Origin of the sequence: Amycolatopsis vancoresmycina, from assembly GCF_000716785.1 — a bacterium.
GTDB classification, from domain to species: Bacteria; Actinomycetota; Actinomycetes; order Mycobacteriales; family Pseudonocardiaceae; genus Amycolatopsis; species Amycolatopsis vancoresmycina.
On the sequence record NZ_JNYY01000021.1, the window covers coordinates 19,981 to 41,997 of the forward strand.

The following is a 22,017-nucleotide window of genomic DNA, read 5'->3' on the forward strand; positions in this document are numbered from 1 at the left end:
GCCGCCTCGGGACCCGGTGAGGCGTCACGTCGGGACGGCCGGGACGGTCACCGTCAGCGGCGCGGGCGGCGCGGGCGCGGCTGGGCGGGGCCAGAAGACCAGCGTCAGCAGCATCGTCAGCACGCTGATCGCCAGCGCCACCCCGAGCACCCTGGCCTGGACGTGCAGCTGGTTCTCCAGCCGCCGCGCGATGTTCGACTGGCGCGTCAGCACCGCCCACTCCGCCCGGATCCGCTGCAGGGCCGCGCGGTCCGCTTCGGTCTGCTGGGCCCGGTCGAGCCGGTCGAACAGGACCGCCACCGGTTCGGCTCCGGTGACCCGCGGGGTTTCCGCCGGACGCCGGTGCTCCGGGACGGACGGCGGGGTGGCGGGGGGCAGGGGGTCGCGGGCCGGCGTCTCCTGGGTCAGGGCCGTCAGCCGCCGGTCACGCCGGTGCTGCCCGTCGAGCCTGGCCCGGACGTCCTTCCGGTACGCCTCCGGGTCCGCCGAGTACTGCTCGGCCAGCTCACGCACCAGCGCCGAAACCGGGCTTTCCCCGGCCGGGCCGCCGGCCCCGACCCGGCGCCGCGCCGTCTCGCCCGACTCCGGCAGCCGCAGCACGCACCAGAACCGCGGTGCCCCGTCGTTGGCCGGTGACGCCTCGCGCCGGGTGTCCGAATCCTCGTACGTCGAAAAGGTCCACGCGAACCGGTCACCCGGGGTCGACAGGACCGGGTCGAGGATCTCCTTGGCGATGGTGAGGAACGGCAGCGGGTTGCGGTGGCCGAAGACCGTCAAGTACTCGTCGTCGTCGTCCGACAGCACGGATTCCAGCAGGAGCAGCAGGGTGCCGTAGTCGGCGCCGACCGCATCGCACGCCTCGGCCAGCCACGGCTCCCGCAGCGCGTTCCAGGCGGCCGGGTCCTCCACGCACAACGGCTCGCGCGCGTCCTGGCGCCAGCCCGGCCACCGCGAGAGGAACATCGCGTGCGGCGCCAGCACGCCGGCCGGGCCGACGAGCGCGTGCGAGCTGTTGCGGCCGTCCCGGTCGGTGTCGAACCGGGCGAGCACCGCGGCGTCGCCGTTGCCGAACTCGAAGTACGAGAACGCCCGGCTCGGCACCCAAGCGCCCTCCGGCCCGAACGTCGGGTTGAGCCGGTTGTACTTGTTGAGCCTGCTGTTCCACGCCGTCCGCGCCTGGTAGTCGACCCCGCGGGAGGCCGCGGTCACCCCGAGCCCGCCCTGCGGGGTCAGGCCGAACAGGATCTGCTCCACCGCACCCGGGTAGCTCATCGGCGCACTCCCTGCGACCGGGTGGCCACCGGGACCACGCCGGCCATCGCGAGCAGGGACAGCAGGGGCACCATCACCCGCATCGGGCGGATCCCCGAGCCGAAGCGGCCGTCCTCGCCCGCCGCGCCGCCGGTCGCCGAGACGAAGTGCATCGTGCAGTCGCGGAAGTCCTGGTACAGCTTGGTCATCGACGTGGCGTTGGCGCGGTGCAGCAGCGCGTAGACGTCGCGGCTCTCGGCGACCAGGTCGGCCGGGTCGACCCGGCCGCCCGGCTCGTGACGCAGCCAGCGGTCGGCCGGGGCCAGGTACCGCAGCCGGTCCGACTTCGTCAGCGCGACCACGGCCGGCAGGTGCCTGCCGCCACCGGGCAGGCGGTTGATCGCCTCCTGGATGAACTCGTTAGTCGCGTTGGCGCCGAACGGGCTCGACAGCGAAGGGTCCTTCGCCAGGTCGTGCGCCTCGGCGAAGTTGCGCAGCACGTGCGGCGCGTCCTCGACGAACAGCAAGGCGCCCGCCGCGACGAGGAACCGGGTGTGCCGCCCGTTTTCGTCGCTGGCGCGGAAGTCCTCGCCCGCGACGTCGAAGAACACCAGCGGCCGCCGGACCGGGCCGTGCTCCACGACCAGCCACGCCAGGTGGGTGCCCGACTCGTTGAGCGTCGCCGGCAGCTTGTCGCCCTTTTCGAAGGTGTCGAGGAAGGTCCGCTTGAACGTGACGTGCTGGTGGTAGTCCAGTGCCTTCGCGGTGAGCCCGGCCGCGCCCGCGGCGCTGCCGCCCAGCAGTTCGCGGATCATCGCCACGACCAGGTGCGTCTTGCCCGACAGCGGCCGCCCGACCAGCGCGATCACCAGCGGGTCGTCGTAGTCGACGTAGGTCGCGGGCAGGTAGTGGTTGGGACTGTCCTTCGACGGGTTCGGGCAGCGGACGTACCAGCGGCTGCGCGCGTCGGCGACCTTGGCGGGGTTGCCGTGGTCCGGCCAGACCGCCGGGCTGTACCGGCCTTCCTTCGGCGAGTACTCCAGGAGTTCGGTGTCGTTCCAGCCGAACTTGTCCAGACAGGTCGGGCACGTGATCACGCGCTCGGCGAGGGGGTTCACGCGGACACTCCGATCAGGACGACGAGGACGGCCACGACGAGGAGGGCGGCGGCCGCCGCGACCAGCGCCACGGTCCGCGACGACCGGCGGCGCGAGGACGGCGGTGGCGGCAGCGGGGCCGGTGGCTTCGGCGGCGACTTGCGCCGTCGCGCCAGGTCGAAGGCGGCCCGGCCGGCGTCCAGCTCGTCCCGCCCTTCGAGCCGGGGGACGTCTTCGCGGCCGAGCCGCCGCAGCACCTCGGCGGCGTCGGGACCGGGGCCGGTCCCGGTGAACAGGTCGCCGAGCCGGGCGGCGAGCAGCGGCACCTCGGCCAGGTCCGGCCGCCCGCCGCGGACCGGGTGCCCGGTGAACGCCTCGTACAGCAGGTGGCCGGCCGCGACCAGGTCCGTCCGCGAAGCCGCCGGGGCGGCGCCGAGCCGGCCCCGCTCACCGGTGAACGCGGCGTCTTCGAAGAGCACCAGCTGGACGCGGTCGCCGTCGACCCGGACGCTGTCCGGCCCGAGCCGCCCGTGCACCACCTCGACCAGGGACAGGTGCGCGAGCGCGTCGAACAGGTTGACCATGAAGTCCCGCAGCTGGGCCCCGAGCAGCCGGTCGGCCGCCGTCCGGACCGGGACGCCGGCGTAGTCGCCGAACAGCGCCCACGGCCGCGGGACGTCCATGGCGTAGCCGACCAGCGCGGGGAACGGCCGCGGCCGCCAGTCCGGGAAGGCGCGGGTGAGCCGGGCCAGCGCGCGGATCTCGTTGTCCAGCAGCAGCCGGGTCCCCTCGTCGCCGTCGGCGTGCGTGGTGCGCAGGATCAGGGTCGCGCCGTCGGTCGTCTGGACCCGGCAGGTGCGCAGGCGGGAGCCCGGCAGGGCGAGGTCCTCGCGGTCGATCAGCTTCCAGCGGGCGAACCTGCCGTCGAGGTCGCACCCGGACAGCGCGTCCGCCTCGGTCGTCCCCGTCATGTCGGTGATCCGTCCTCTTCGTCCCGCCCGGTGGCGGCCGGGTGCTGGTGCACGACCCGGCCGGCGGCGAGGGGCACCAGCCGCAGGGCCCCGGCCAGTTCGAGGTCGGCGGTGAGCACCGGCTCGTCGCCGGCCCCGACCAGCGCGCGCTGGGCGGCTTCCGGCGCGAACCGCAGCACGCGCGTGCCACGCCAGCCGACGTCGAGCGCGCGGATGTCGCCGATCCGGCACAGCTGGACGAACTCGCCGCGCCCGTCGGTGCGCAGCGCCCGCCGGGCCGCTTCGGAGCGTTGCCAGAAAGCCAGGTTGAGCCGGTCCCGCGCGCCGCCGTCGCCGGCCGGCCCTGGCTTGCGGTAGATGCCGTGGTCGTCCAGGAACTGTTCGTACGCACCGAGTTCCCGCTCCGCGTCCGCCGTCAGCTCGGCGGGGGTGGGACTCAGCGCGACGTCGGTGCCGATCGTCGCGAACTGGTCGTCGAGCGCGCGCATGACCAACGTGATCAGGTCTTCGCGCAGGACGGTGACCAGGTCCGGCAGGACCTCGATCCGCTGCCCGGACTCCGGTCCGGCCCGCAGCCGGTACAGGTCGGCGAGGGCGCCGGTGTCCGAAGCCAGCGCCAGTGCGGCGTCCGTCAGCCGCCTCGCGTGGGCCATCCCGCGGACGTGCTCGGTGATCTTGGCCGCCACCAGCGACTCCGCGCGCTGGACGGCCTCCCGCGTCTCCGGGATCCGCAGGGCGGCCAGCCACTTCGCGGTCGCCCGGCGCCACGCCAGCGAGACGCCCGCGGCCAGCACGGCCACGGCCCCCACGACCGCCGGTACCGCACCCGGCGGCCCGGTGTCCGCGGGCGGCGGGAGCGTCCCCGCATACGCCCCGGCCGCCGCGACGAGCGCCGCGGCGGCGACGGCGGGCAGCAGGGTGCCCGGACCGGGTGACCGGCCGGGGTACCGGACGGCGAACAGCGCCACCAGCAGCGTCCCGGCCAGCGCCACCCCGGCGCCGGCCGGCCACGAAGCCAGCCACGTGACCACGCCCGCGCAGAGCCCCGCCAGCACGGCCGTGACCGCGGCCGGCCCGAGCCAGGCCGACGCCGGGAGCCGGATGGCTTCGGGCGTCAGGTGGCGGCGCAGCGAGCGCAGCTCGGCTCGGAACTTCTCGACGTCCGGCGCCATGCTGCGGTTGGCGACGGCGCGGAGGGTGGCGCTCAGGTCCCGCAGCGAGCGGCCGCGGCTCAGCTCGGCCCGGACCAGCTCGCGCAGCTGCCCGGCGAGCCGGGGGTGGTCGGGCGGGTCGCCCGCCGGCACGCCGAGCCGGGTCAGTTCCTCCCCGCCGTGCCCAGCGGCCTGCCGGTCCATCAGGACGAGCAGGTCGTCGATCCGGTCCAGCCTGCCGTCGAACGCGGCCCGGACGCGGGCGGGCTCCACGGGGGGTCCGCCGCGCAGCAGCCCGGCGGTCCGGGCCACCGCGGCCGCGGCGTCCGCGGTCGTGTCGACGGCCTGCCGCAACGCCTGCCGGTTCTTGCCGAGGGGCGATCCGGGGACGACGACGTCGAGCGCCGGATCGGCCTGGGCACCGGCGCGCGGCGGGGCCGGGGCCGCCGGCGCGGGCAGTTCCGCCGCGCTGCGGTCGGCCAGGTCCGCGAGCACCACGCGGTGCATCGCCCGCAGGCTTTCCCGGTCGAGGGCGGCCCGCACGACGTTCAGCCCGGGACACGCGGTCTGGTACGGCACCTGCTGCACGGCCGCGTGGACCTCGTCGAAGATCTCCACGCTGCCCAGCGCGCACACCAGGTCCGGGAGGACCTCCGGGCCGTCCAGGACCGGCAGCGGCCGGCTGGTGCCGCCCGCCCAGCGGCTGCCCCGTTCGTCGCCGACCCAGAGCGTGACCCCCGCCGAGCGGAAGGCCGCGGACTGGCGCAGGGACACCTCGTCGTCGTGGTGGAGCGGGCCGACCGCCACGCAGATCACCGCCCGCACGTGGGGCAGCGAGACCAGCCGCTGGTAGCGGTCGTGGTTGGCGAGCAGGCAGTCCGTCGCGTCGACGACCACGACCCGCCCCGGCAGGCCGAGCCGGTGCGCACCCGCCCGGTCCAGACTATCCAAAAAGGACAGATCGGGGCCGCCGCCGCGGATGTCGAGCACCTGCACCGCCGCCGGTGTCACCGGGTCACCCACCACTCGTGCAGGTCGGCGAGGTTCTCCTGGTGGGCGTCTTCGCTCCCGGCGAACCGCAGGGCCAGCGCCGCTTCGAACGTCGTGGTCCAGAACTCCTGGATCGCCTCGAGCCGCCGCCGTCCCGAACTGCGGCCCTCCGCCAGCAGCTCGGCGGTCTCCTTGGCCTCGGTGCGGGCCAGCGACACCAGGGTGGTGAACACCGGGTCCGGCGCGACCAGCTTCCCGTCGAGGCCCAGCGGTTTCGTCTCCATCAGCCGGTCGCAGAAGTCCTGCCGGATCTGCTCGTTGTCGGCGAGCACCCAGCGCTCGTAGGCGGTGATCAGGCTGCTCCAGCTCGACAGCGGGGAGTACGGCGTCAGCTCGAGCCGCATGTTGAGGTCGGAGTCGCCGAGGTAGACGTCGACCGAGTCCGGGGACTGCGGGTCGCCCTCGGTGCGCAGGTACCCGTTCCACGCCGCGCAGAGGATGTGGTGCAGGATGCGCGCCCGGTCTTCGGCCGTCGTGGCGAGGTAGCCGAACCGGTACCCGGTGCGCTGCCGCCAGGGCAGGAAGTCGTGCTTGCGGCCCTCCGCGACCGCGTCCGCCCAGTTGACCAGCACCTTCTGCACCTCGGGCACCTCGGTGAGCCCCATCGACGAGCGGAACAGCACCACCACGATCGACTCGGCGTCGATCGGCCGGAACTCGGGCACCGCGTCCACCTCGCGGGGCAGGTTCACCTCCTGCCGCAGGAACTTCTCCAGCTCGGCGTCGCGCTTGCCGGCCGGCGACGGGTAGGAGAAGAGGATCTTCAGCCGCCCGCGGCCGCTCGGCGCGAACCCGCCCGGCACCAGCCCGGCCAGCTTCTCCCGGAACTGCGCGAGGTCGTCGGTGCCGACCGAGCCCGTGTTGCGGCCCGCCGCCGCGGCGAGCAGGTCGTGCAGCCCCGCCAGCAGCGGCTGGTGGACGTCGTCCCGGTAGCGGAACAGCCGCATCACCTCGGCCTTGATCAGCTCCCGCAGCTTCGCCACGGCCCGCTCCGGCCCGCTCTGGACACCGAACTCGGCGAACTCGCCGTAGGCCGCCTGCCAGCCCTGGGGGCCGATGATCGCGTCGACGACGACGGCGGGCGTCGCGGTCGGCAGCAGCCTGCTCTGCTCGGCGTAGACCGCGACCAGCCGGCGCACCACCGCGGTGTAGAACGACGACAGCTGTCCCTGACGCGGCAACAGGTACGACACGCCGACGCGCGGCTCGTAGAGCGCCTTCGCCCGGCGGTTGAACCGGGCGTCCTCGGTGCGGGCGTGCTCCCGGAAGGCGTCCAGCAGCGCGGAAAGCTCGCGTTCGCTCGCGCGCAGCTTGCGCTCCCAGCGCGGTGCCTGGGCGTTCCACGCCGCGTGCCAGGCCCGCTGCGCCCGCCAGGCGAACCAGGCGTCCTGCCGCTTGAGCGACTCCTGGACGACCGGGTCGGAGAAGCGGATCTTCTTCCACCACTTGGTCTTCTTGACCTCGGGTGCCGGACCGCCGAGCGGGATGCCCTGCGGGGGCGCGGGTTCGCCGCGCCTGCTGTCGACGATCTTGGCGAACCCCTTGTTGCTCAACGGCTCGGTCAGCGCGGCGTCGCCGAAGAGCACCCGGCCGAGCCGGAACACGCCGGTGTCGCCGACGAGCTTGGCGACCGCCTTGGCCGGGTCGAACTGGTTGGCCAGGTCCGGGACGTCCTGCACCAGCGTCTGTTCCAGCGCGTGGATCGACGACTCCATCGTGCGCTTGCGGGTGTTGAGCATCGCCAGGATCTCCTCGCCGCCGTCGACCGCGGCCGGCGAGTTGATCGGCAGCGGCGCCCGGTTCAGCAGCGGGTCGATGTTGGCCTCCCGGAACATCCGGGTGATCAGCTCGCGGTTGTTCTCCCCCGCCATCCCGCTCGGCGTGGCCATCTCCTCGATCGCGTCGGCGAGCAGCCGCGACGAGACGATGTCGGCCAGGTCCTCGGCGGGCACGGTCATCGACGCGACCGCGCTGGTGGACACCCCGCGCTTGCCGATCCCGGTGGCCGCGGAGATCCCGCGTTCACTGGAGCTGTTGATGAAGCTGTCGGCGAAGGACTGGAAGTTCCGGTCGGCGTACTGGTTGCCGTCGGGATCGGCCGGCAGGTCGGTGCCGACCAGGGACAGCAGCAGCGAGACGACCGAGCGGTGCAGGTCGTCGCGGTGCATCCCGGCGGTGAGGCTGAACAGGAACGCCGTCTGCACGGTGGAGGCGCGCAACCGGATCTCGTTGCCGCCGGGGTAGCGCACGGCGAGCGAGCCGTTGATCCCGCGCCGGTCCAGCGCGGTGCCGGCGACCTGCGAGTTCTGGTCGTCGACCAGCCGGAACAGGTCCAGCAGCGCGGACGCGGCGTTGAGCTCGGCCGCGCGGCCGCCGCCGAGCCCGTCCTCGAACGCCGACGGCATCAGGACCAGCGGGAAGATCCGCGCCTTGTACCGCTGGTCGGCCAGCGCGTCGCCGATGAGGTGCAGGTAGTCGAAGAACAGCCCCGAACCGGTCCCGCCGGCGACCGAGAAGGCGACGAAGACGTCGACGGAGTCGCGCAGCTTGCCCCCGAGCCGGGACAGCTGGCCGCCGGAGTTGTTGATCTGGCCGATCGCCTTGAGCAGCGAGGTCTTGGCGGGCGCCAGGCCGAACCGGAACGTCTCGAACAAGGCCGCGCGCCCGACCGTCGGCAGCTGGCCCGCGCCCTTGGCCAGCGGCCCGACGCGGGGTTCCTGCTCCGGCGGCGGCAGCCAGCCGTCGACCACCGGCTGCGAGCTGAGCCGCAGGCTGCGTGCCACCTCGGGATAGGTGTCGTACGGCGGCACCAGTTCGCGGACCATCGTGTACGTGCGTTCGGCGGCGGGCAGGTGGATGCGGTCGGGCACCACCCGGCTCTCGATGTGCCCGAACTCGTCTTCGGCCAGGTCGGCGTAGACGAACTGCAGGCAGCCGGGCAGCTGGTAGGTGAGCATCTGCTCCCCGGGCATCCGGTCGCGCAGCGCGGTGCCGTCCGGGCCGCACAGTTCTTCGCGGAGCTTGCGTTCGAGCTCGGCGCCGATCCGGCAGCCGGTGCCGCCGAGACCGACGAACAACATCGGCTGGTAGATCTGCATGGGTCCTCCTGCCGGGTCGCCCCGGTGGGTCGTCGGGTCAGCGGGTCACAGCAGGGGATCGCCGGGCGCGACCGCGTCCGGTCCGGACGCGGTGGCCGCGTAGTCGTCACCGGGGTCGTCCCCGTCGTCGCCGGCGCGGATCAGGGGCTGGGTCACCACGAGCGTCAGCCCGTCGCCGACTTCGACCTCCTCGTCGAGCTGGGCCTGGCGGGTTTCCCCGTACGGCGTCCTGATCCGCAGCCCGGCGCGGGACCGGGTGAGCAGGAAGGCGTCCGGGTCGCCGGGTTTCGTGTGGTGCAGCTCCGGGACCCGGGTCTGGGTGCTGACCACGAACGGGAACAGCACCGCGTTGTGGTCCTCGGCGTGGAGGTAGGTGCGGTGGCCGTTGCGGACGGCCTGCACGGTGAGGTCCTTGACCTCCTGGGTGCGGCGGCGCGCCACGACCGCGGCCACGGCCGCCAGCAGGATCAGCGCCAGCGCGAGCCCGCCGAGGACCGGCAGCCACGGGAACGGCGGGCCGGGCCGTTCCACGTCGAGGGTGAACGCGCGTTCGTGGTAGACCGTCGCCGGGTCGGCGTCGTCGACCAGCCGCACCGTCCCGGTCGTCACGCCGTCCGCGCTGTTCCCGGCCACCACCAGCTGGAAGCCGAAGTTGCTGATCCCCGGGTCGGCGTCGTGGACGGCGTCGGGCACGGTGATGGCGGCGTGGCCGGTCGTGCGGACCTCGATCCGCAGCCGCCGCCGCTGCCCGGAGTTGTTCGTGACCGACACCTGCGCCGCCGCGGACTGCCCCGGCGCGACCTTCGTGGCGATCGTCGGCAGGGTGGTCGTGGCGAGCACCACCGGGACTCCGGGCGCCACCCGGACGGCGGCGAGCGCGTCGGCCGCGCTGATGCCGATCCCCGACACGGTGCCGTGGAAGGTCACCTGGCCCGCCGCCGCCGCGGGGATCGTGGTGCGGCCGGAGTAGGTCCCGTCGGGGGCGCTGTCCGGCCCCTGGCCGTCGTCGCGCAGGGTGAGCTGCTGCGCCGGCAGCTTCGGGCTTTCCATCGCGACCCCGAAGTTGAGGCCCTGCAACAGGTTCGGATCGGTCACCGGCCGGCCGCCGCGCAGCACGACCTGCAGCGACACGGTGACCTCCTGGCCCGCGGCCGGCGACGGCGGATCGACGAGCAGCTGGGCCTGCGCGGCGCCACGCCAGGTCACCGTGGTCAGCACGTTCTGCGGCGGGATGTCCGGCAGCGACGTCAGCCGGACGTGCCAGGTGCCGGGCAGCGGGTCGACCACGTGCAGCACCTCGACCGCGCCGCTTTCGCCGCTGACGGAGAACTGGCCGGAGGCGGTCTTCCCGCTCTTGGGCACGACGGTGCCCTGCGGGTCGACGTACTCGACGGCGACCCGCCCGTCGTGCTTGACCACCACGATCGAGCCGTCGGTCGCGATCGCCGGCACCGTCACCGGCACGTCGAGGCCGGCCCCGGAGCCGAGCTGGTTCTGCGTCACCGGGCCGGTCCCGGTGCAGCTGCCGGAGCTGAACGAGCGCAGCAGCGCCGCGGCGACGTCGGCCGAACCGGACACGACGGTGGCCGACGGCTGGGGCACGCCCGGCCCGCAGCCGTTCTGGAAACCGCCCTGCGCGAACTCGTCGAGCGCCGACTTGTCGACATTCCCGAATCCGAGTGGCCAGATCTGCACGTGCGCGTCCCGCGCCTTGACAAGATTTTCCCGGATCACCTCGTGCGCCGCGGCATTGCGCTGCTGTGCGGTTTTGCCGACGCCGTAGCGCGGGCTGTCGCCGACGTCGAGAACGCCGTCGGTGAGCAGGAAGATCATTTTCTGCTCGTCCGGCGAAGATCCCTGATCAAGATAGCTCAGCGCCTGTTTGAGCGCCTCGGCGTGATCGGTTCCCGCGCCTTCCTCGGTAGTGCGTTTCCGCAGTTCACCGACGCATTGGGCAATTCTTTCCCGCTCGGCAGGACCGGCCAGGGTCAGCGGCGGGCAGACCACGTCGACCGCCGGCTTCGAGCCGCTGTCACTGGCGAACCCGACCACCGAGACGGTCGAGTTCGGGGACAGCTCCGCCTGCGAGATAAGGCTTGCGGCGTCCTGCTCCCGGGCCATGTCCTGCGCGCTGATGCTGCCCGACTCGTCGACCAGGATCACCATCCGGACCGGCTTGATCCCCACGCCCTGCTGTTCGGCGACCCTCGGCATGGGCGTCGCCGAGGCGCCGGACCAGGTCCCACTCGAGAGCAGCAACAATGTCAACGCCAATACCGCCGCGGCCATGGGCAATGCGCCCGTGCGTCCGCTCACCCGGCCGATCAAGGGTCCTCCACCGCGTTACGTGATCCAGTCGATTCAGTTCACCCCCCGATGTCGACCGGCTCGCTCCGGCTGTTACGACAATCGTCGGGCAATATCGTCACGATCGGTTCGTTCACTCATGAGTACGACCCGATGCGCGATTGTGATCGGCCACCGAAACAATGCGCCCGCCACCGGCGACTGTGCAGCCATGACCGGCCACCCCACCCGTCCCCTCACCGACATCCGCGCCGTCGCCGTCACCGCGACGGGCGAGCGCTTCGCGACCGGAGCGGACGACGGGTCGATCCGGCTGTGGTCGACGCACCCGTTCCGCCGCCTCGACGCGGTCTCGGCCCACGAGGGCGGGACGCTGGCACTGGCGCTGGACGAAAGCCGCGGCGCGCTGGTCAGCACCGGAGCCAACGGGCGGGTCCTGACGTGGCGCCTGGCCGACGACCGCCTCGAAGGCACCGGCGAGCTGACCGGCCTTCGCGGCTACCGGCCGGTCCGCGGGCTGGCGGTCTCGGCGTACCGGGTCGCCGGCGTGAGCGACGACCGCTCGCTCCGCGTGTGCAGGCACGACGGGACGGGGACGTTCTCCGCCGACACCGGCCTGGAACCCCGGACCGTCGCGTTCCTGCCCGGCGGCGACCAGGTGGTGCTGGCCGGCACCCGCGGTCACGCCGGCATCGCCCAGATCTGGCGGGTGGACGGCGCGCCCGAGGTGCTCGCCGAGGTCGAGGTCCCGGGCTGTGAAACCGTGCGGTGCGCCGCGGTGGCCGGACGGCAGCTCGTGCTCCTCGGGGGCGACGGGGGCACCGTGGTCGCCTGGGACCTGGCCAAGTGGACGCTGAAGTCGTTCCGGACCGGCCAGCCGGACGTCGTGCACGCGCTGGCCGTGCGCGAAGGCGGTGACGAGTTCGTCGCCGGCGGCTCCGATGGCGTGCTGCGGCAGTGGAACATCCACAGTGGACTGTCCAAGCAGCTTCGGGAGATCCACGACTCGGGGATCCTCGCGGTCGCCATCGCGGCGGCGGCCGCCCCGCCGATCATGGTCGTCGCCGGTGGCGACGGCGCGCTGGCCCGGTACCGCGACGAGCACAAGCTGGCCGCACAGTTCAGCGGGCACCGGGGCGCGGTCCGGGCGATCGCGGTCAGCGCCGAGGACGACCTCGTCGCCACCGGCGGCGCCGACCACACCGTCCGACTGTGGAACCGGAGCGGTGATTTCGAAGCCGAGCTCGTCGAGCACCGCGACACGGTCACGGCCATCGCCACCTGGCCGAAGGACCGGACCCAGCTCGTCTCCGGCGGCGAGGACGGCCTGATCATCGTCTGGGACCGCGTCGGCAAGGTGCCGGTGGGCAAGACGCCGATGGACCACGAGGCCAAGGTGTGGGCGGTCGCGGTCGACCCCACGGGGCGGCGGATCTACTCCGGGGGCAACGACGGCAAGGTGATCGCCTGGAACGCCGAAACGCACAAGCGGATCGGGCAACCGTGGGTGGTCGCGGACAAGGCGGTTTCGGCGATCGCGTTGTCCGGCGACGGCACCTGCGCGGTGTTCGGCTCCGACGACGGCCGGATCACCTTCCGCGACCTGCACCGGCACAACCTCCCGGCCAAGACCGCCGTCGCCGCCGAAGGCGGGCAGATCCACTCGGTCGCCCTCGACGGCGACGGGAGGACGGCCGTCGCCGGCTCGGACTCCGGCGTGATCACCGTGTGGAACGTGCCGGAGATGGACCAGGTCTGCCCGCCGATCGAAACCGGGCACGGCGACGTCCGGAAGCTGCTGCTGTCCCCTTGGGACGGTTCGATCATCTCGTGCGGCGAGGACGGTTCGGTCGAACGGTGGGACCGGCGCACCGGCAAGTCCCTCGGCAACGTCTACCCGGACTTCGTCGACGCGGTCGAAACGATCGGCCTGATGCCCGACGGCGAGGTGATCGTCGCCGGCGGCGGTGACGGCGCGCTGGAACTGGTCAGCACCGCCGCCCCCGAGCAGCCGGCGACGGTCGAAGCGGGGCCGCCGGGGTGGTCGCGGCCGCCCCACCCCCTGGTCGCCGGCGACAGCGCCACGGCGCACGACCAGATCGGCACCGACGACGACGTGCGTTCGATCGCCGAGCTGCTCGCCGCCCAGCAGACCCGGGCGCCGCTCTCGATCGCGCTGCTCGGGGAATGGGGTTCCGGGAAATCGAGCCTGATCCTGCAGACCGAGGACCTCGTGCAGCGGCTGGCCGACAGCGCGCGCGACGAGCCGTCGCCGTTCTGGATGCGCGAGATCCGCCAGGTCCGGTTCAACGCCTGGCACTACAGCGACGACCACCTGTGGACCGGCCTGATCGAACGGCTGCTGGACGCCCTGCGCGACCCGCCGGCCACCGGGAACAAGGCCGAGCTCCGGACCGAGCGGGACCACCTGCTGCGGCAGCGGAAGGAACTCGAGAAGCACCTGACCGCAGCCGACGAGGCCCGGACGTCGGTCTTCCTCCCCTTGGCCTGGGCGCACCTCGTACGCGCTCTGTTCTCGACAGCTCGCTCCGGCGCGGACGATCCGAAGGCCGGCAAGGCCCATCGCAAGTCGTTGTCCGGCTGGACGGAGCTCGGCCGGTTGCTGGGTACTTGTTCCGCGCTCTTCATCGCGCTGATGGTCACCTGCGCGTTCGTGTTCCCCGACGTCCGCGGCTGGGTGGGGTCGGCCGTCTCCCTGGCTGCCGCGGTCATCGCCGGTTTCCTGAAGGCCGGGAAACGCACGGGCGAACTCGCGGACATCCTGACCCGGCGCGCGAAGGAGCTGGACGACAAGGTCGGCCGGAACACCGCCGAACTCAAGCGGGCCGATCCGGAGTTCCTGTTCACGGAACTCCGCGAGGAGCTGTCCCAGCCCAACCGCTACGAGCGCTACCGCGGCCTGACCGGGTACGTCCACCAGGACCTCAGCCGGCTCGCCGAGGCACTGGACAAGGTCGTGAAGGCGGAGAACCAGGCGGGAATCGAACGGATCGTGCTCTACGTCGACGACCTGGACCGGTGCCCGCCGGCGCGGGTGGTCGAGGTGCTGCAGGCGGTCAACCTGCTGATGACGTTCGAAATCTTCGTCGTGGTGGTCGCGGTGGACCCGCCCGCGGTGTTCGAAGCCCTGCGGTGCGTCCGGACCGCAGCCGTCGACGAGCGCCGTCAGCGCACGCTCGACCTGGGGTTGCTGGACAAGGTGTTCAACCTCGCGTTCGCCGTGCAGCCCTTGGGCCGTCGCGGCGACGAGTACCTGCGTCACCTGCTCGACGACCTCGAACCGGCGAAGGGGGAACCGCTCGAGACCGTGGCCGCGGCGCCGGCCCGGCCACCCGGCCGGTCACCCGCGGCGGCGGCGCCACCGGCGGCCGGCCTGCGCTCGCTGTCGGCGCGCGACCTCGGGCAGACGCCGCCGCACCTGCCGCGGATCAGCCAGGACGAACTGGACCTGCTGGCTTCGCTGACGGCCATCCTGCCCGGGCCGCGGGCGGTGAAGAAGCTGACGAACATCTACCGGCTGATCCTCGCCGGCGAGTTCGGCCACCGCGAGGAATTCCTGCGCGAGGACTTCCAGGCGGCCGCCGTGCTGTCCGCCGGGCTCGTCCGCTCCCCGGAGCAGTTCGCCTCGCTGATCCGGCACCTGAGCACCGTCCGGCCCTGCCCCGACGAAGGCGAGCATCGGGACGTCGTCGCCGTCTTCCGGCGGTGCAGCAACGGCTGTGCCGAGCTGGCGGGCGTGCTCGCGGCGGAGATCAACCGGCTGCGCCTGGAAAACCGGTGTCCCGAGCGGTACCGGGCCTGGTCGGTGAAGATCGCGCGGTACGGCTTTGCGACGTACCAGCACTACGCCGCCGGGTGAACAGGCACATCCGGTCAGGAACCGGCCGAACCGGACGTTCGTGGCCTCGGACCAGGGTTGATCCGGCCATCCGATCGGACCTACTCTTCAGCGTCGATGATTGCCGAGGAGGGCCGATGCGAGGCTGGAACCGTAGCCGAATTCCGCTGGTGATCGTCTCCTGTGCCCTGTCCGCCGGGCTGGTGGCCGTCACCGGGCCGGCCGCGGAGGCCGCGCCGCGGTTCACGCCCGGGGCTCCCGGTGCCGGGGATCCGTACTTCCCCGACATGGGCAACGGCGGCTACGACGTCGGCCACTACGACATCCGGCTCGCGTACAGCCCGAGCACGCAGGCCATCGATGCCACCACGACCGTCCTCGCCACGGCCACCCAGGACCTCTCCCGCTTCGACCTCGACTTCCAGGGGCCGCTGACGATCAGCAAGCTCTCGGTAAACGGCCTGGACGCCGCCTTCACCCGCAGTGGTGCCCAGGAACTCGTCATCACCCCGCCCTACGGGCTGCGGAAGGGCAGCCCGTTCGTCGTCTCGGTGAGCTACGCCGGTGTGCCGCAGAAGATCGACGACCCCGCGCTCGGCCTGTCCGGCTGGGTGGCCACCAAGGACGGCGCGGTCGCGCTGAACCAGCCGATCGGTGCGGCCACCTACTACCCGGTGAACGACACCCCCGACGACAAGGCGACCTACACCCAGACCATCACCGTGCCGGCCGGGCTCACCGTGCTGGCCAACGGCGAACCCGGGCCCACCACCACGCACGACCACCGGACCACCTTCCGCTGGTCCATGAACAAGCCGATGGCCAGCGAGCTGAGCATGCTCGCCATCGGCAGCTACGACGTCACCCGCGGCGCGCTCGCCGGTGGCCTGCCGAACATCACCGCGATCGGGAAGTCGATCGACGGCAAACCCGGTCAGGGCCAGGTGTTCAACCAGACCACCGCGCAGATCGTCCAATGGGAGTCCTCGGTGTACGGGCCGTACCCGTTCGACTCGACCGGCGGCATCCTCGCCGACGTCGGCGTGCACTACGCCCTCGAGACGCAGAGCCGGCCGGTCTACGACCAGCGCACCAGCGACGTCGACGGCGACCTGCTCGCGCACGAACTCGGCCACCAGTGGTTCGGCGACAGCCTCACCCCGGTGCACTGGTCGGACATCTGGCTCAACGAAGGCTTCGCCACCTACTCGGAGTGGCTCTACCAGGAGAAGTACAACGGCATCCCGGTGCAGCAGACCTTCGCGGACACCTACGCCGGCGAAACGGACTGGAGCGGCGTGGTCGCCGACCCCGGACGGGACCACATCTTCGACGACCTGGTCTACAACCGGGGCGCGATGACGCTGCAGGCGCTGCGGACGAAGATCGGCGACCGCGCCTTCTTCGACGTGCTCAGGCTGTGGCCGGCGGCCAACCGGTACGGCAACGTCTCGACGCGGCAGTTCACCCAGTTCGTCGAGCGGCTGACCCACCGCGACCTCGGCTCGTTCTTCCGGACCTGGCTCTACCAGCCGGGCAAGCCGGCGCTCTGACCGCGGTCAGCTCTTGAGGCGCGGGAACAGGTGCTCCGAGTTGCCGCGGTCGATGGCCGCGCGCAGCGAACCGTCCAGCGGGTAGCGCTCGAACTGCTTGTTCAGGAACGACACCGCGGGCGGCGGGGCGAAGGGGAAGTCGCTGCCGTAGGTGATGTGGTCCGGATCGGCCACTTCCAGGAGGCTCGGCAGCGCCGCGGGTGAGGCCGACAGCGCGATGTCGTAGTAGAACTGGCGCAGCACGGCGAGCTGCTTGGGCACCTGGTGCTTCTGGTCGAGCAGCGTCCACGCCTGCTGCGCCTTGTTCTTGGTGCTCATCATCGTCAGCAGGATCCGGTAGGAGATGTAGGGCACGAACCCGCCGGCGTGGGCGAGGATGAACTTGATCCCCGGGTACTCCGCCAGCGCGCCGGACAGGATGAGGCTGATCGCCGTGCGAGTGGTGTCGAGGAGGAAGTCCGCGGTGAACGTCGGGATGCCGGGCACCTCCGGGGCCGGCAGCTCTCCGGGGTGGACGAACACCGCGACCTGCCGGTCGTGCAGGAACTGCAGCAGCGGCGCGAATCCCGGGTCCCCGAGGTACCGGCCGTCGTTGTTGGCCAGCAGCACGATGCCGTCGGCGTGCAGGACGTCGAGCGCGTACTCGGCTTCGGCGAGCGCGCCGTCGACGTCGGGCAGGGTCAGTGTCGCGAAGAACCCGAAGCGGTCTGGGCGATCCGAGACCACGGAAGCGGTGTACTCGTTGACATCGCGGGCCCAGCGGCGTGCTTCGGCGACGTCACCGAAGTAGACCCCGGGGGTGGACAGCGACAGGATGCCGGTGCGGATCCCGTGGCCGTCCATGAACTTCACCGCGGCCGACGGCGACCAGGCGGGCAGGTCGACGCCGCCGGGCCGGATTCCCTTCTCGTGCATCCACTTCGCGTAGTCCGGCGGGACCAGGTGCTGGTGGGTGTCGATGCGCTGGGCACGGCTCATCGGGGTTCCTCTCTCGGTCAGACGGTCGCGAACGGGTGGGTTCGGCGCAGCCGGACGCTCTTGGCGGACAGGTACCGGCGGCGATCGGTGATCAGGATCGAAACGAGGGTGCCGGCCACCAGCCAGGCGGCGAGCTGGGCGACCCCGGTCGTGAGGCCGGTGCCGTCGGTGGCCGCGGCCCGCAGCGCCAGGATGGCGCCGTGGGTCGGGAGGTAGTCCGCGAGTGCGTACAGCGGCCCGGGGAGCGTCGAGACGACGCCGGTCGCGCCGGCCAGCACCAGCACGGCCAGCGAGGCCGTCCGGCCCGCGCGGCCGAAGATCGCCGTCGCGGCCTGGTTGAGGGCGACGAACGCCGAAGCGGCCAGCAGCGCGATCAACAGGAAGCCGACGGTGCCGGCGAAGCCGAGTCCCAGCACGGGGACGGCGATCGCGGCGATGGCGAGCGCGGCCAGTGCCGCCGCGGTCGCGCCGGGGATGGCGGCGCGGAGGATGATCCGCCAGGTGGGCTCGCGCGCGGTCAGCACGCCGTCCGGCACGGCCTGGGTGACGATGTAGGTGGCGAGGGCCAGCGCCCAGAGGGCGAGCGCGGCGAACAGCGTGAGGGCGAGGGTGCCGATCGGGGTGCCGTCGGTGGTGGCGGTGCTGGGCTCCGCGGCGACGGTCTTGAGGTGCGCGCGTTCGGCGTCGGTGTAGCTGGGCACCTGGTCACGGCCCTGGTCCAGCTGGTCCGCGAGGTCGTGGGCACCGGTGTCGGCCTTGGTGGCGCCGTTCTTCAACTGCCCGGCTCCGGAAGCGAGCTGCTGCGCGCCGGAATTCGCTTGCCGGATGCCGGTGTCGAGCTGCCTCGCGCCACTGGCGGCGGCGGCGATCCCGGCGGCCAGCTGCCGGGACTTCGCGGCGAGCTGGGCGTTGCCGTCGGCGACCTTGCGGGCGCCGGTGGCCAGCGCCTGGACGGAGTCGCGGGCCTTGACGGCGTTCGCGCGGACGGATGCCTTGACGCCGTCGATCTTCCCCGCGTCGGTGGTGAACCGGTCCGCGGTCTCGCGCAGCCGGCCGCAGAACGCCGCGGTGCCGGTGCAGTCGCCGGCGAGCTGCCGGAACTGCGCGGCGGCGCTGCCCGCCGAGGGGACGGCGTCGATCGCGGCGATGATCCGGTTCGCCAGCGGCACCACGACGGCGGCGAGCTGTTCGTTGCCGTCGGCGACCTGGTCGGCCCCGGCGGCCAGCTGCCGGGTCAACGCGGGCAGCTGCGCGGTGTCCCGCTCGGCCTGGGTGAGTCCGGAGGCCAGCTTGCCCGAGCCGGTGGCGAGCTGAGCGGTGCCGGCGGCGAGCTGGCCGGCGCCGGTGCTCAGCTGCCCGGCGGCGTCGGCCAGCTGCCGGGTGCCGTCGGCGAGCTGCGCCGCGCCGTCCGCGGCCTGGCCGACCTTCTGGTGCAGGGTCGTGAACCCGACGTAAATGTTGTCCAAATAGGTCTCCACGACCTGCTGGTTCAACGTCCGTTGGGTGGCCTGGGCGAGGTGGTCGGCCAGGCCGGGATCGCCGACGCCGGCCGCGTCGGACGTGCGCACCTGCACCTGGGCCTGCCGGGCTTCGAGCGGTTTGCCGGTGGCGCTGGAGGTGGCGCGGGCGGAGAAGTCCTCCGGGATCGTCACCGTGGCCGCGTAGCTGCCGTCGGCGAGGCCCGCGGCGGCGTCACCGGCGTCGGTGAGGACCCAGTCGTAGGCCGAATCGCCGCTGTGGGTGAGGTTTCCCGCCAGCTGACGGCCGAGCGGGATCGTCCGGCCGCCGACCTGGACGGGCTGGTCGTTGTTGACCACGGCGGCCTTCGCGGTGCCGTGGTTGGTGTCCGGTGCCCAGAACGCCCACGTCAGCAACCCCATGACGAGGAGCGGCACGGCGATCAGACCGGTCCAGGTGCGCCAGGTCAGCGGGCCCGTGGCGAGGGCGCGGGCGGAATCGGCGAAGGGCTTGAGCATCAGGAAACCTCGGCGGGCTGGACGGCGGTGAGGGCGTGCAGGTGCGCGGCCGCGGGCAGCAGGTCCCCGATGCGCTCGGGGTCCTGGCAGGTCAGCACGAAGGTCGTGGTTCCCCGCTCGGCGACGAGCCGGCGCACGTGGTCGCGGAGGTCCGCGCGCAGCACGAGGTCGACGTCGTCGACCACGACGAGCCCGGCGTCGCCGTCGAGGGCGATCTGGCGGGCCGGGTCCCGCGTGCCGCGGCACGGGATGACGGCGACCTCGCGGCGCAGCGCGTGGGTGTGCTGGGGCAGCACCCGGCCGAGCACCTTGAGGTCGCCGGTGAACTTGGTGACCCGGCCGGCGAGCGTGTACGCCAGCGCGGTCTTGCCACAGGCGCCGGTGCCGTGCAGCACCAGCACCCCGCCGTGGGGGACGCGCAGGTCGACGTCGCGGTACGCCGGACGGCCGCGGTCGTCCTCCAGGCGCAGGCCGCGGGCGCTGACCGCCTCGTCGGTGCCGGGCCAGTCCGCGAGCCGCAGTTCGTGGACGAGGGCGTCGCCTTCGGCGTCGAACACCGGCAGGGCCCGGTCGAGCTTCGGCGGCAGGCCCCAGGCCCGGCGGCCCAGCAGCGCCAGCACCGCGGGCACCAGCGTCATGCGCACGACGAAGGCGTCGACGAAGACCCCAACGGCGAGGCTGAACGCGATGGGTTTGATGGTGGCGCTGCCTTCGGGGACGAACGCGGCGAACACCGCGAACATGATCACCGCCGCCGCGACCACCACGCGGGCGGCGGAGACGAACCCGGATTCGATCGCGTGGTGCGGATCGCGGGAGTGGACGTAGTCCTCGCGGATCCGCGAGACGAGGAAGACCTCGTAGTCCATGGCGAGTCCGAAGAGGACACCCATCAGGATGATCGGCAGGAAGCTGATCACGCTGCCGGTGTGCGTCACGCCGAGGGCGGCCGCGAAGTGTCCTTGCACGAACACGAAGGACGTCGCACCGAAGGCCGCGGCGACCGAGAGCAGGTAGCCGGCGGTGGCCTTGATCGGCACCCAGATCGAGCGGAACACCATGGCCAGCAGGATCAGCGAGAGCCCGACGACGAGGATCCCGAACGGCAGCAGGGCGCTGCCGAGCTGGGCCGAGACGTCGATGCCGACGGCGGTGATGCCGGTGACCGCGGTCTGCGTCCCGTAGCCGTCACGGAAGTGCGGCTCCAGCCCGCGCAGCCGCGCGACGAGTTCATCGGTCTGCGCGGAATCCGGCGCGGTGGTGGGGACGACCTGGATGATGCCGGTGTCACCCTTGGGGTTCGGGGTGGCCAGTGGCACCGAGGCGACGCCGGGGACGTGCCGGATCTCGCCGGCGATCCGGTTTACCAGGCCGACCGGGTCGGTGCTGGTGATGATGTCGGCGGTGACGATCAGCGGGCCGTTGTAGCCGGGCCCGAAGTGCTCGCTGACGACCTCGTAGGTGTCGCGGGCCGGGCTGCCGTGCTCCTCGGTGCCGTTGTCCGGTAGCGCCAGCCGCAGGCTCGTGGCCGGGATCGCGCAGACGGCCAGCCCGGCGACCACGACCAGCACGGTGACCAGCGGCGCCTTCGTCGCGGTGCGCACCCACCAGCGCGCGACCCGGGGCTTCCGCCGTCGCCGCTTCGGCTTCGGGGTGCGCGGCCGCAACCGCCAGCCCGCGAAGGACATCAGCGCCGGCACCAGCGTGACGGCGATCGCGACCGCCAGCGCCACGGCGACCGCGGCGGCGACGCCCATGGTGGTCAGGAACGGGATCCCCGCCACGGCCAGCCCGAGCAGGGCGATGACGACGGTCAGCCCGGCGAAGACGACCGCGGATCCCGCGGTGGCGGTGGCGCGGGCGATCGACTCCTCGGCGTCGAGGCCCTCGGCCAGCTGGTCGCGGTGCCGGGACAGCAGGAACAGGGCGTAGTCGATGCCGACCGCGAGCCCGATCATCACCGCCAGCATCGGCGCGGTCGAGGAGATGGGCGTGACGGGGGTGGCCAGGAAGATCAGCCCGATCGCGACGCCGACCCCGAGGACCGCGGTGACCAGCGGCATGACCGCGGCGACCAGGGAGCGGAACATCAGCACCAGGACCAGCAGGGCGATGAGCAGGCCGATGCCCTCGGTGGGACTGAGCTTCGGGACGCGGTTCGAGAAGGCGTCGCCGCCGGTGTGCACCTGCGCGCCGGTCTGCTTCCCGAGGTCGTCGGCGATCGCCGCGAGCTGCGTCTTGGTGGCCGGGTCGACCGCGGCGAGCTGCACCTTCAACGGCACGGCGATCAGCGCGGCCCGGCCGTCGCCCGACACCGCGCCGCCGACGTTCTCGCCGAACGGGTTCACGACGGTGGCGACCTGGTCCAGCTGCCCGATCCGCGTCACCGCCCGCGCCACCGCGGCGCGGTTCGGCGGGGTGTCGGCCTTCGCGCCGGCGGGGACGACCAGGACCAGCTGCGCCGACGTGCCGCTGACCTCCGGGAAGACCCGGCCGAGGTGGTCCAGCGCGTCCTGCGACTCCGACCCGGGGATGGCGAAGGCGTCGTCGGTGCCCTGGTTGACCACCAGTGCCGCGCCGCCGGCCGCCGCCAGCACCACCACCCACAGCGCCACCACGAGCACCTTGGCCCGGGCGGCGGCGCGGCCAAGCCGGTAAAGGAACGACGACACGAGGGCTCCCTACAGGTCGGATACGTCGTGTATCGTAATACTCGATGTATCCGA

Annotated in this window: 11 protein-coding genes; 2 read left to right on the plus strand and 9 right to left on the minus strand. The window is 72.6% G+C overall.

Translation table 11 applies throughout. From position 1 onward, the window contains the following. Positions 1–24: 24 nt before the first annotated feature. From OO60_RS36465 to OO60_RS36490, 6 genes are read right to left on the minus strand one after another with little or no spacing between them, the layout of a single operon-like run. Positions 25–1,272: a PqqD family protein gene (locus tag OO60_RS36465; RefSeq protein ID WP_003084174.1), complete on the minus strand. Its 1,248-nt coding sequence runs from the start codon at positions 1,270–1,272 to the stop codon at positions 25–27. After that, complete coding sequence (locus tag OO60_RS36470) at positions 1,269–2,369, minus strand: hypothetical protein (RefSeq protein ID WP_003084173.1); 1,101 nt, start codon at positions 2,367–2,369, stop codon at positions 1,269–1,271. Before OO60_RS36470 ends, OO60_RS36465 begins: the two co-directional genes overlap by 4 nt. Then, positions 2,366–3,319, minus strand: coding sequence for a hypothetical protein (locus tag OO60_RS36475; RefSeq protein WP_033263064.1), 954 nt, complete (start codon positions 3,317–3,319; stop codon positions 2,366–2,368). The genes OO60_RS36470 and OO60_RS36475 overlap by 4 nt, the downstream gene beginning before the upstream one ends. Beyond that, on the minus strand, positions 3,316–5,481 hold the full coding sequence (locus OO60_RS36480; RefSeq protein ID WP_156081345.1) for a serine/threonine-protein kinase: 2,166 nt from the start codon (positions 5,479–5,481) through the stop codon (positions 3,316–3,318). The genes OO60_RS36475 and OO60_RS36480 overlap by 4 nt, the downstream gene beginning before the upstream one ends. Further along, entirely contained in the window at positions 5,478–8,618 is a 3,141-nt protein-coding gene (locus OO60_RS36485) for a tubulin-like doman-containing protein (protein ID WP_004558904.1), read from the minus strand. Before OO60_RS36485 ends, OO60_RS36480 begins: the two co-directional genes overlap by 4 nt. Positions 8,619–8,663: 45 nt before the next feature. Next, entirely contained in the window at positions 8,664–10,934 is a 2,271-nt protein-coding gene (locus OO60_RS36490) for a VWA domain-containing protein (protein WP_162186960.1), read from the minus strand. Positions 10,935–11,136: 202 nt separating this feature from the next. On the opposite strand from OO60_RS36490, the gene OO60_RS36495 reads away from it, so the two are divergent. Both OO60_RS36495 and OO60_RS36500 read left to right on the plus strand, forming a co-directional pair. Beyond that, a complete protein-coding gene (locus tag OO60_RS36495) occupies positions 11,137–14,805 on the plus strand; it encodes a P-loop NTPase fold protein (protein WP_004558906.1) in 3,669 nt (1,222 codons plus the stop codon). Positions 14,806–14,921: 116 nt separating this feature from the next. Continuing rightward, on the plus strand, positions 14,922–16,337 hold the full coding sequence (locus OO60_RS36500) for a M1 family metallopeptidase (RefSeq protein WP_240490826.1): 1,416 nt from the start codon (positions 14,922–14,924) through the stop codon (positions 16,335–16,337). 6 nt (positions 16,338–16,343) lie between these two features. Here the strand turns inward: OO60_RS36500 and OO60_RS36505 are convergent, their stop codons facing one another. Genes OO60_RS36505 through OO60_RS36515 form a run of 3 tightly spaced genes read right to left on the minus strand, consistent with a single transcriptional unit; the run spans position 16,344 to position 21,963 of the window. Beyond that, positions 16,344–17,315 carry an amidohydrolase family protein gene (locus tag OO60_RS36505; RefSeq protein ID WP_004558908.1) on the minus strand — a complete coding sequence of 324 codons (972 nt, stop codon included), beginning with the start codon at positions 17,313–17,315 and terminating at the stop codon, positions 16,344–16,346. 17 nt (positions 17,316–17,332) lie between these two features. Further along, positions 17,333–19,291 (minus strand): YhgE/Pip family protein, encoded by a 1,959-nt coding sequence (locus tag OO60_RS36510; protein ID WP_033263066.1) that lies wholly within the window; start codon positions 19,289–19,291, stop codon positions 17,333–17,335. After that, positions 19,291–21,963, minus strand: coding sequence for an MMPL family transporter (locus OO60_RS36515; protein ID WP_004561348.1), 2,673 nt, complete (start codon positions 21,961–21,963; stop codon positions 19,291–19,293). The genes OO60_RS36510 and OO60_RS36515 overlap by 1 nt, the downstream gene beginning before the upstream one ends. Positions 21,964–22,017 lie beyond the last annotated feature (54 nt).